The sequence below is a fragment of the Calothrix sp. 336/3 genome, assembly GCF_000734895.2.
Classification (GTDB): Bacteria; Cyanobacteriota; Cyanobacteriia; order Cyanobacteriales; family Nostocaceae; genus 336-3.
The window spans coordinates 6203158-6216028 of sequence record NZ_CP011382.1; the positions used below are offsets into that span (position 1 = coordinate 6203158).

The following is a 12871-nucleotide window of genomic DNA, read 5'->3' on the forward strand; positions in this document are numbered from 1 at the left end:
TCGACGGTTTGAGCCAGCGATTAAAAATCGCCGTCTAATTGCTCAAGTCCTCTACAAGAGGACTGATAGCAAAGGATTCGATTTGTATTTCGAGTCCATTTTTAATGGACTTTGGATGTTAGACGGGGATTTATAATCCCTGTTGGGTCAGGTTTTTATCGATTTATCGAATGTATCCAAGCTCATCGAACTCCGGTTTTTTTAGAAGTAAACAGGGAGCGAGACACTCCCACTACTGTTTTGCCCCTCAACTAAACATAGAAGAGTTACCGGGGGGAACACATCGCCAAGGCTTTCTGCTCGCGTGCTGGTAAACTTTGTGTGGGGTCATAGGCAGTTAACACCACTTCACCCTTCTCATTCATCACCCAACCCCTCGCCGGGACAATATCCTTACTGCTCACATCTTTTTTGCTCACAGTATTATTACTATCAGCATTAGTTGTATTAGCTACAGTCTCCGCCAAGCCAACCCGCACATTATCACTAGTCAACGTTTGTGTGGGATTCTCCGCAAGTCCACCCTTACCAACTATGATAAATTCGCTACCCTTACCCTTAGCGCAGAAGCTTTGAGCAAGTTGGGTAGAAGCATCATTCGTCGTTTCTGGGAGAGTCACTAAACCAGAAGCAGCATCTATCTGGGTACTATTGAGCGTCACAACACCAGAAATACCCGTATCAGAGCTAGCAGTAATGTCACTTTCTGAAGTCAAACCTGCACGAGATTGAATACCATAAATACTTTGAGCATTAATTTGAATATTACCCCCACGTCCTTTTTGAGCATTAGCAGTGATATCACTATTTTCCTTAGGGAAAGCAACAATGAAGGGAGTGTTAATAGTTATGTTGCCTCCATCAAATTTAGCATCGGTTTTTATCACGCTACCGCGACGAAGCAAAAGAAAATCGCTGAGATTGAAACTAATATTTCCACCTGTACCATTGAGAGATGTTGCAAAAATAAAACTCTTAGTATCTAGAGTTAAACCACCACCTATGATTTCAATATCTCCACCTTTGCCAATACCATTATTCTCTGTAGAAATGCCAGCACCATCTTTAATTAAAATACGTCGAGGGTCTATGAAAATATTACCCCCATTACCAATAGCATCAGGGAAGACTTTACTAAATATTCCACTTTCTACTACGTTAGGGATATTATCATCAAGCTCTATATTACTTCCAGATAATGTAATTTTGTCGCTAACTAGAATGTCAATATTTCCAGCGTTACCAAATCCATAGCTATTAGTTCTAATTTGCCCACCATCAGTTAATAATAAACTCTTAGCAGAAACCTTAATTTTTCCTCCTCGACCTATAGAATTTTCTCGCAAACTAGCAGATATTGCACTGACAGTACTATTTTTTTTGCCATTAATAGTATAAAAATTGACTCCACCTACTTTCAAAGTATCATCAACGGTAATATTAATATCACCTCCATTTCCCAGGGAATCACTACGAACGACTGCTAATATTTGAGCGCCATTCGTCACATCAAGAGAACCAGCTTTGATAGTAATAACTCCACCATCACCATCACCACCAGAACTGACGTTGCTAAACACTCCACTTGGTTGATTCAAGGATGTATCATTAAAAATGGCTTTTTCAAAAACTCTGATATTCACATTACCAGCATTACCTTTTCCAGATGTACTAGTAAAGATTTGTCCACCATCAGTAACAATTAAGTTTTTTGTGGTGATGAAAATATCTCCCCCTCTTCCTTTCGCATTGCGACTGAGAAAAGTATCAATGCTGCTCAAACCACTAATATTGAAGGTCTCATCAACATTAATTTTAATAGTTCCAGCCTTACCTTTATCATCATCAGGTCTATTTTTTGACGCTCTGCTCGTTGCTTGAATCAAAGCACCATTTAGCATACTAAAGTTACGTGCTTTGATATCAATAATGCCACCATTCCCGATGGCTCCTAATCTCACATTACTAAATATTCCACTCTCTGTACCATCTTTGTTAACGCCATCTAGCACAAAATTATTGTTTGCTTTAATCGTTATATTTCCCGCATCTCCATTACCAAAGGTATTTGCACTAATCTGCGCTCCATCAGTGATAAATAAATCCTTGGTAGTGATAAAAATATCTCCTCCTGTTCCTTTCGCTCCATTATTAATAAAAGTATCAATACCGCTTAAATTACTCATCTGAAAAGTTTCATCTACATTAATTTTTATAGTTCCCCCTTTGCCTTGGCTATTTGTACCAATGATCGCTTGAATTATTGCACCATTTAACATACTAAAGTTACGTGCCTTGATATCAATAATGCCACCATTACCGATGCCTCCTAATCTCACATTACTAAATATTCCACTTGCCCTACCATTCTTATTAACACCATCTAGTACAAAATTATTGTTTGCTCTAATCGTTATATTTCCCGCATCTCCATTACCAAAAGTATTAGCACCAATCCGCGCTCCATCAATGATAAATAAATCTTTAGCGGTGATGAAAACATTTCCTCCTCTTCCTTTTGCCCCTGTATCTAATTCAGTACTAATTTCACTTAAACCACTAAGCGTAAAAGTCTCGTTAACATTAATTTTAATAGTTCCTGCTTTCCCTTCCCCATTGTTATCGATTGCAGCTTCTATTAGTGCGCCGTTTGTAATATCTAGGGAACCTGATTGGATATCAATAACGCCACCATTACCAATTCCACCACCGAGGATATTAGCAAATATTCCACTATTTTTACCATCCAATTTGGCACTATTTGCAACAACTACTTTAATGTTTCCTGTGTTTCCTCTTCCACCTCTATTACCAGCAGCAATCTGTGCGCCGTTTGTAACAAATAAATCCTTGGCAGTGATGAAAATATCACCTGCATTTCCTAAAGAATTTATCGTGTATATATTATTCCGAATAAAACTGTTATCAATTCTCACCGTATCCGTAGCATTAATAACGATATCACCAGCTTTCGATTTGGGTGTTGTTTGCCCAAAAATACCAGCATAAATGTTGCTACCCTTATTCATTTCAAAATTGCGAGCATTGATAAATATATTGCCACCTGGAACTCCCAGAGGACTTACATCAACAAAAGCATCATTAGTAAATAAAACATCTGCTCTACCAACACCTTGGGAAAACTGTAAAGTATTATTGTTTATTCCCACAACTCCTGCTTGTTTCAAACCACCAAGCTCAATCCTTCCTCCTGGAGCAAATAATCTACCTCCATCTAACTTGACATCGCCACCAATCAAGGCAAGTGTTTTACCCTGAGGAACTGTTAAACCATTACCATTATTAGCCCTAGAGAAATTAGTAATATTACCAGGGTTATCTCTAAATCTCAGCCCTGTAGGAATATTTATTTTCAATAAATCCGGTGGTGCTTGAGTGTTTTTTGCGCTGAATTCAAACTCATTCCCAAACACCAAACTATCCGCAGTACTAGCAAAGAAAGAACCACCAACCTCTAGTCTGGCATTTTGCCCAAAAATAATTCCGGTGGGATTTATCAAGTATAAATTCGCAGAACCCGCCGCTTTAATAGTACCTAAAATATTAGAAATATTTCCACCCGTCACCCGACTAAAAATATTTTGAATATCCGTAGCATTTTTGAAATCCGCCAATCCTAAGTTAGGAACAGAAAATTCCTTAAAACTATGAAATAAATTCTTGCCGACAACTTTCCCCCCATTAATATCAAACTGGTTGTTTGCCGGGTTTGTCACCTGAGTTGAGGTGGAATTATCAGATGTAATTTGAGCTTGGGCAGAATTACAGAATGCGAGAAAACTTAAAGCCGCTAGAGATAAGCTTTGGAAAAGGAAAGAAGATACAATTTTCATAATTTTATAATTTCTTACTTGCAGAATTTACTAGCAGATGTCAATCGGAAAATAACGCATAGGAATAAGGCTGCTCTTATCCCCCTTAGTCCCCCTTATAAAGATGGGAAATTTTCCCTCCCCTTTGCAAGGGGAGGGTTAGGGTGGGGTAAAAAGTACTGGAATGATTCGACAAACCGAATTATTCTGTTTCCCCCTACCCTACGTTTTTTCAAAATTGCAGAGAAAAGTAGATAATTATCATAGATTTATGGCGAGAAACTCAATCCATACAAAATGTGATTTGTCAAGGAAGTTTTTAACCATAAATAGAATGAATAAACTGAGTTTATCCAAAATCAGTGATGAAAAGTTTCATGCATATTCACAAAACAATTGCAAATTTGTGCCCGGTTTTCCCCCGACAAATTGTTGTTATCTGTGATAGTTATATAGATTACCAGAAAAAAATATTTTGTGAACAAGAAAATATGAAATTCTATACCAAAAGTCATTTGTGAAATAAGTATTAAGTCTTGGTGCTAGGGGTTCCCAATACTAATCGCTTGTCAATAGGTATAAAATTTGACTTAAAAATAGGGGTTTGTCTTAAAAGTTTGAGAGGGTATAACTTGTCATGGTGTAGATCCCCCCTAACCCCCCTTAAAAAGTGGGGAACCGGAATCCAAGTGTTCCTGAGGAAATACTTCAGGTGTTAATAAGCCCTAAAGAACTACAATAAATCAAAGTCCCTTTGTTAAGGGGAGCCACTGCACTCTATCACCCTTACTAGTTTGATTTAATTGTCAGGTGTCTCCTGGCTCCCATGCTCCGCCTGGGGGCAGAATTTGCGATGCTCCTGCCTCGTGAATGAAGGCAGAGCCTTCAATGCTGGAGACCACGCAGAGCATGGTCTCCAGATATAAACATAAAAATAAGGATGAACAATTGTTCACCCTTACTACTTTGATTTAATTGTCAGGTTTGCTTGATAAATCCTGAATTAATCCCAATCAGGAATGTCATTGCTATCACCACCTACACCAATACCAGTATTGTAGATATCGGCATTGCTAATATTTAGCTCATCCATAGATGCACCATATACATTGGAATCATGAATGATAGCTTTAGAAAAATTTACTCCATCCAAATTAGCTTTTTTGAAGTTAACATTTGATGCGAAAGTTGAAGTTAAGTTAGCACCCTTCAAATTAGCACCAGTTAAGTCAGCGCCTTCAATGTTAGCATTTGTTAAATCAGCACCTTCAAGGTTAGCGTTGCGTAAATCCGCTCCAATTAGATGAGCGCCGCGCAAATTTACGCCCGACAGGTTACAACCAATACATTCCCCAGTGGATAGCAGTTTTTCTAGTTGCTGTGGGTTCCCTGCATTGACTGCACTCGAAAATAGCAGGGGAGTAGCTAAGGTCAGGGCTGCTAATAATTTTAGTTTCATAATTTTCCCCTTTGAATCAAGTTTGCTTCCGTCATTTCCTCACATTCCTATTATCTCAACTAATCGCACCCATGGCTAGATAAAATATGTAATATTTAGGAATATTTTTTGGAATTTTATCTAGAGGGCGATCGCCAGATTTCACCGTTTAAAAATGTTTCACTCTAGTCCTAAGTCCCAGCAATTTTTATGATTTCTTTGCATAAGTTCACATAAATTGCAGTGAGCTAGTTCGATGCTATCTCAAATACTAACTACTGTCTGCTGTTTTTGCTTCTCCCTAAAGAAAAATTTATTTATCCTGAGATTTTGTAAGAGAGATAAAAAGTTACTAAATGATTTAATACTTCAGATATATATACAAAATCTAATAGCAAAGATAGGAGCTTTCATTAAGTACATTTACTGAAAGAAGATATAGCCTTTCCCATTCTGATGAGATACACAATGACCCCTCCCTTGCTAAGGGGAGGGTGCGCGACAGCGCGGGTGGGGTGTACTTCACTTGCTTGCTAAACGCTATATCTGGTAGTTTGATTAGCATTGCCCTGTAATCCTATGTCCGACTAGATGGAAGTCTTTGATTTAGCTCAGACTTACTAGATTTTTAAGGACAAACCAGAAATCTGTTACTCAGTAGTGGTTAACCTACCGATGTACTTAACTACAGGTCGCTCCAAGAGGATTCCGTAATTTTTAGACAAAATAATTCAAAATATTTCCGTAGGGACTCGGATTACCGATGCATAGCCGTGTGTATCGATTCACAGAGGAGGATTTAGCTCATTCTTCCACTTTTTTCAAGCTTTGACCCTTGCCTCTAAGTTGCCGTATAGTCTTAATCTGAACGCAACAAGGCTTGATGTATGGTTCGTGAGCTTGAGAGACAACGCCAGAGTGCAAACTTCCCGGAAACTGCCCCCGCCGCTAATCCCGTGTTTTTTAGAACCTATAGCCGCCGACAGTCGGCAGGTACTAGGGAAACATGGCAAGAGGTGTGCGATCGCACCCTTAAAGGCATCATTGAGTTAGGGAAGCTACTTCCCGATGAAATCGACGTGTTGCAGAGGATGCAACGACAAATCAAAGCTTTACCCAGTGGACGCTGGCTATGGGTAGGGGGTACAGAATGGCTAACCAAACCAGAAAACTTTTCTGGAGCTTATAACTGTACCTCCACCAACTTAATAGACTGGAAAGCCTTTGGCTTAATGATGGATTTAGCAATGATGGGGTGTGGGACTGGAGCTGTTCTAGAACCTAGATATACCAACCAATTACCCCCTATCCGCAATCGTCTCAACGTCACCGTTACGGGGGAAATAGGTAGTACCCCACCAGACCAGCGTCGGGAACTAACGGAGGTGAAAATAGAGGGCAATCAGGTGACAATCTACGTGGGAGATAGTCGCCAAGGTTGGGTAAAATCCTATCAATCCTTGCTAGAGCTTTCCACCGATGAGAGATTTACCACCGAGGTGGAAGTATTTGTTAATCTCAGTGATGTGCGCCAAGCTGGAGAAACCTTGCAGGGTTTTGGTGGAGTTGCTAACCCTGTAAAATTGCCTAGTCTATACAATCGCTGTGCGGCAATTCTTAATAAAGCCCAAGGCAGAAATTTGACCTCTGTCGAATGCTGTTTATTGATTGACGAAGCAGCCGTCACCATCGTCGCTGGCAATATTCGGCGATGTTTGCCTGAAGATGCATTAGTTCACACTTCCAAAGGCTTGGTTCCTATCCGTGATATCCAAGTCGGAGACCTAGTACAAACACCTTTGGGATTCCGACGAGTAGTTGATAAATTTGACCAAGGATTCCAGGAAGTCTACGAAATCGAAACCAATGCTACCAACCCACGGGCAACATTAAACCACAGACAAGCAGTTTTAGCAGATGCCAAAGGGGGAATTACCTGGAAATATCTCGCCAGTTTAACTGAAGGCGATCGCCTGTTACACAACAAGCAAATATTACCTGGGACTGTCACCCATTTACCTGCTGATTTTACCCAGCAACGACCATCTCAAAGCAAAACAGCCAAGTCCTTTATCGTTCCCCAACTGACATCAGAAGTAGCTTGGTTAATTGGATTTACCCACGGTGACGGTTATGTAGCCCTCGGACGTAATAAACACAACAAGCCCTACGGTAGAGTGGAATGGTCGATGAATGGGTTGGATCTAGATTTAACAGCGAGAATCCAAGCCAAAATCGATACTGCTTTAGCTTTATTTGGACTGACAGCCACCCACAGGATTACTAAGGGTGAAAATACAGCTAAATCGATTTGTGCTTCAATTCGATTCGCCGAATACTTCCACCGCTACATCAAACAGCCTAATGTCTCTCTGCAAGTTCCTGACTTTATTTTGCAAGGTTCTATAGATATTCGATCTGCATATTTAGCGGGTTTGATGGATAGTGATGGTGCAGTTAATAATCGTCCACCCTATTTAGTCACCACCGTTTACCGCTCATTTATCAGACAGGTCGGTACAGTATTATCCAGCTTGGGTATTGCAGGTAGAATTAGCATCACCCATCCCCAACAACCAGGATGGCAAGCTAAATATAACTTGAAAATTCCCGCCTTTAAAGAACGTTACAACGCCCTAATTTCTCCCCACTCCGCTAAGGGTGAAATATATCAAGGGCTAAAAACTCACGGCTTTACCCTTCCCGGTGCAATTATGCACCAAGCCTACACCTACAGCGAAATGCGGGGGATGGGTTTCCAAGGTTCTCGCTCAGTTGATGCAAATTATGAAAGATATATTGCAGAGAGTGATGTATCTGTAGATATTCCCGTCACTGTTACAGGCTTAGGTAGCTACGATTACGTCCAAACCTATGATATAGAAGTCGAAGAAGCTCACTGTTTTTACTGTGATGGCTACTTGACTCACAACAGCGCTGGTATGAGGCAAGGCAATAGCGATGATAGTTTATTTATCGATGCTAAAGATAATCTGTGGCAGCAAGACGAAAACGGCAACTGGCGTATTGACCCGGAACGGGACGCTCTACGGATGGCAAATCATACCAGAGTTTTCCACAGAAAGCCCACACTGCAAGAATGTACAGATGCTGTGCGGAAACAATATTACAGTGGTGAGGGAGCAATTCAATGGGCTGGGGAGGCGATCGCCAGGGCAAATATTGATTTGTTAGGCACTCCAGAATTGAAGACGGCTTTTATTCAAGCTTACGAAGCCCAAGAAGCAGATAATTGGTTAAAATCAAGACACCCAGAACTGTCGAGTCAAGAGCTAGAACATAGACTAAATAGATATGGGCTGAATCCATGCGGAGAGATTATTGGTAGCGATTTTCACTGTAATCTTAGCGAGATACACTTAAATCAAATTGACCCTGATAACTATAAAGAACAGGAAGAAGCATTTACAGCCGGCGCTCTATCTGTTGCCGCTTTATTGCACCACCAATTCCAGGAACCCCGCTATCAATACAGTCGGGAAATTGACCCCATTGTCGGTGTTTCCTTTACTGGTTTATTTGACTTCTTTGTCCGGGCTTTTGGGGTAGATTGGTTACGGTGGTGGGAACAGGGTAGACCAACAACACCCGAAGGCGAAGCATTTAAACGTCAGGAACAGAAGTATTTAAGCTTTTGGAAAGAAGTAGTACATCGAGTCGTATGGGAATACTGCGATCGCTTTAGCGGAGCGGAGCTTTCTCGCTTTAGCTTTAGCCAAGGGGAAATCCACCGCCATGGTTTGAAACGTCCTAACCGTTGTACGACGGTGCAACCTAGCGGTACAAAATCCCTCCTAACTGGAGCTTCTCCCGGATGGCACCCCCCCAAATCCCAAAGATTCATCCGCAGAATCACCTTCCGCAAAAATGACCCCGTGGCTTTAGCTTGTATCGATTATGGCTATAATGTGATTCCTTCCCAATCAGACAAGGATGAACAAGGCAATCTCCTTGATGACCCCTTTGATACCCGGTGTACAGAATGGTTGGTGGAGATACCTGTGGCAGTCCCCTGGGCAGATTTACCAGGTGCTGATGCTATTGATATCAGCAAGTTTAGCGCTTTGGCACAAATGGACTTTTATATGCAAGTTCAGAAGTTTTATGTCACCCATAATACCTCTGCCACGATTGAAGTCCGAGAACATGAAGTGGAAGCACTGTCAACACGTATCTACGAAGCAATTCGAGATGACGAAGGGTACATGAGCGCCGCACTTTTAGCCAGATTTGACGACCACCAAACTTTCCCTCGTCTTCCCTTTGAACCGATTACCAAAGAAAAATACCTAGAACTGATGGCAGCTGTGGAAAGTCGCCGCAAAACCAATGATTTCCACGGGGTTCTCAGTCTTTATGATTTTGGTGAACAAATGGAAGTTGGTCCAGCAGGTTGTGACTCTGATAAGTGCATGATGCCAGAACAAAGTCCAAATTCATAGTTCACAAACCCGGTTGCTGAGGTAGCCGGGGTTTCCCCCTTTCCTCCTTTCCCTCGTTAGGATAGATACTAAATTAGATAATTTTCCCCCAAACAAATTCAGGAGACTCAATCAATGTTCATAGATGAGTTAACACCGATTTTTAAACAACTTGTACAACATCCTGCTTCCTTTATGGGTGGACTTGTTTCCGGTGTTCTGAAACTTAATCTGAGTGAAGACCCGGTGAAAACTTGGTTAGATAAGCAAGTTAACCCTAGTGCTTATAGCTCTATCTCTACAGAATTACACAACGGTAAGTCTAATAAACCACAATCAATATCCATTGAATAATCTGATGATTAGCATATGAAGCGGTAGTTTCATTCTGCCCTAGGAATTATCTGCTTTTCTCACTCCCACACTGATATTCCCGTGTGGGTTTTTACTGATTACATCTTCAACAAAACCGACGAGTTCATCTACTTGTAGCTCCATATACAATTCTCAGAAATATGGATTGTTTCAATGGGGAATACAAATAGATAATAGATATGTTTTCCCTTATGTTTAACTTGTTCTTAAACCTCTTAGTATACTCACAACAAATAACACCGACCAGAAACTTTGAGCTACAGACATCAGTCATCTAGCGGCTTGCTTTCGGATTGCGACCAGTCATCAAAAGACTTACCTGTAAACGGTATCAGGGTTTTGCAAGCCCTAGGGGTATCTTGACAAGATGACTATTTTGGGAGCATTCATTTAACAATTAAACTCTCAAGAGATAATTTTCATTTACTTATCAGACAAAAGATATTTGCCCACCTATAAGTGAAGCTAATTTTAAGTAATTTAGGTTTGTAAAATCTCATACTTTGAACCATCGCTGAATCAGTTATTATATGAGCGTATGCGAAAGTTTACTCTGGGAAACTTAGGACTCACTGACAATACTTATTACGAGCTTGTTATTGAGATTGACCAGAACTCCTGAGGCTATCAGAATGAAAGAATATCAGGTATTCAAGTGTTTGACTTGATATTCTGACAAAACTCATCGCTTTTCGTTTCAATTTACGTGACCCACATGACTATTTACGTTGGAAATCTTTCCTACCGCGCCACTGAAGCAGATGTTAGAGCAGTATTTGCAGACTATGGTGAAGTTAAGCGAGTAGTTTTACCTACCGATAGGGAGACAGGTAGATTACGCGGCTTTGCCTTTGTAGACATGGAAGAGGATGCTCAAGAAGACTCAGCCATTACAGAGCTTGATGGAGCTGAATGGATGGGTCGTCAATTGAGAGTTAATAAGGCAAAACCAAGGGAGGATAACCGACGAGGTAGTTGGAATAAAAGAGATTCCTATGAGTAAAAATTATCTGTCAAGGCTGACCTAGGGACAACTCACCCATATTTCAGTCCCAAATGAGATTAGTTCTTCAGACGTGTAATCCTTCAGTTGGGGGATGAGGCAAAACAAAATAACATAGCTAGATTGCTAGAGAATTTTGGCGATCGCCGCTTCGGTGGAGCGTAGCTCTATCGCGACAGAGGGGCTAAAGGTACAGGAATTTGTCAACACCTTTAGTCCTTTTCTCTTTTTCTCTGGTTATGGGAGTTCATCAGTCTGTATCCATTTCCCGGTTCGTTTTCTAGGGGCGAAGTGGTGTGGGATAAAAAATGAGAATCAGGCGAGATGAAAATGAGAACAAGCTCATTTCTTTAGTTTGTGTAAAATCGCAATTCTGTTATCAAATTACCTCTCTAAGATAGAGGCAGCGACTACAGGTTGATTGTTGTCGGGGAGGGTAAACTGATTTCACTGGTTGACGATGCTGTTTTCCCAAAATATCCCTGTGGACATCAATGATTGATTAGTTAGCCCAGAAACAACCCCCAGGGAGGACTCAATACATGACACAAGCAGCAGAACCCATAGGATTGTCTACAAACGATGGCAGCGATCGCAGCTTAGACCGTGACTGTACAACTTTGTCCCGCCATGTTCTCCAACAGTTTCAGACTTTTACTCCCGAAGCTCAAGACTTAAGTGCATTAATGAATCGAATTGGGTTAGCAGGTAAGCTAGTTGCCCGTCGATTGAGTCGCGCAGGGTTGATGGAAGGAGTCTTGGGATTCACAGGAGAATTGAACGTTCAAGGTGAATCTGTGAAAAAGATGGATGTCTATGCCAATGATGTATTTATCTCCGTCTTTAAGCAAAGTGGTTTGGTCTGTCGCCTTGCTTCTGAGGAAATGGAGAACCCCTATTACATTCCAGAGAATTGCCCCCTAGGCAGATATACACTTCTCTATGACCCCATAGATGGTTCATCGAATACAGATACAAACCTTAGCTTAGGGTCAATTTTTGCGATTCGTCAGCAAAAAGGTGAGGACTTAGACCATTCTGCCTCGGATCTACTCGCATCAGGACGAGAACAAATTGCTGCGGGCTATATTTTGTATGGTCCCAGTACCATGCTGGTATATAGCATTGGGAAAGGAGTACATTCTTTCACCCTGGACCCCAGCTTAGGAGAATTTATTCTCACCGAAGAGAATATGCGCATTCCCACCCAAGGTTCTGTGTATAGCGTCAATGAAGGTAACTTTTGGCAGTGGGAAGAATCCTTCCGAGAATATATCCGCTATGTTCACCGCACAGAAGGCTATAGCGCTCGTTATAGTGGAGCTATGGTTAGTGATATTCATCGGGTGTTGGTTCAGGGCGGAGTGTTTCTCTATCCCGGTACAGTACAGAAACCAGAAGGCAAACTACGTTTATTGTATGAATCAGCTCCCCTAGCATTTTTGATTGAGCAGGCAGGAGGTCGAGCAACTACAGGACATGAGGATATTTTGGATGTCATCCCCAGTAAGTTACACCAACGTACACCTCTGATTATTGGTGGTCGGGAAGATGTTGCCAAGGTTGAGTCATTTATTCAGAATGGTCATTAACAAATCAGCCATTCACCAGCAGTATACGGACTTGTTCCAGTCAAAAGGTTAAAAGTCTAATCTGCGATCGCCAATATTTGCAAGTCGAAACAAAGCAAAAGCGATTACTAGAAAAGTAGCGATCGCTAACATCAAGAAAGCTTATCAAGAGTAAAAAAGGATTGATAGAAAGACTCGATGCATCTAGT

General features: G+C 41.1%; 6 protein-coding genes. 4 read left to right on the forward strand and 2 right to left on the reverse strand.

Features of this window, described 5'->3' with window-relative positions; all coding sequences use genetic code 11:
• Positions 1–266: 266 nt before the first annotated feature.
• Both IJ00_RS27290 and IJ00_RS25985 read right to left on the reverse strand, forming a co-directional pair.
• Complete coding sequence (locus IJ00_RS27290) at positions 267–3854, reverse strand: filamentous hemagglutinin N-terminal domain-containing protein (RefSeq protein ID WP_035158174.1); 3588 nt, start codon at positions 3852–3854, stop codon at positions 267–269.
• Between the two features lie 982 nt (positions 3855–4836).
• Entirely contained in the window at positions 4837–5292 is a 456-nt protein-coding gene (locus IJ00_RS25985; RefSeq protein ID WP_035158176.1) for a pentapeptide repeat-containing protein, read from the reverse strand.
• A gap of 866 nt (positions 5293–6158) precedes the next feature.
• Here IJ00_RS25985 and nrdJ point away from each other — a divergent pair.
• The 4 genes from nrdJ (at position 6159) to fbp (ending at position 12683) form a co-directional block, all read left to right on the forward strand.
• On the forward strand, positions 6159–9734 hold the full coding sequence (gene nrdJ, locus IJ00_RS25990; RefSeq protein ID WP_035158177.1) for a ribonucleoside-triphosphate reductase, adenosylcobalamin-dependent: 3576 nt from the start codon (positions 6159–6161) through the stop codon (positions 9732–9734).
• 114 nt (positions 9735–9848) lie between these two features.
• Complete coding sequence (locus IJ00_RS25995; protein WP_035158178.1) at positions 9849–10067, forward strand: hypothetical protein; 219 nt, start codon at positions 9849–9851, stop codon at positions 10065–10067.
• A 736-nt stretch (positions 10068–10803) separates the two neighbouring features.
• Positions 10804–11091, forward strand: a complete 288-nt coding sequence (locus IJ00_RS26000; protein WP_035158179.1) for an RNA-binding protein — start codon at positions 10804–10806, stop codon at positions 11089–11091.
• Between the two features lie 542 nt (positions 11092–11633).
• Positions 11634–12683, forward strand: coding sequence for a class 1 fructose-bisphosphatase (gene fbp, locus IJ00_RS26005; protein ID WP_035158180.1), 1050 nt, complete (start codon positions 11634–11636; stop codon positions 12681–12683).
• The last annotated feature ends 188 nt before the right edge of the window (positions 12684–12871 follow it).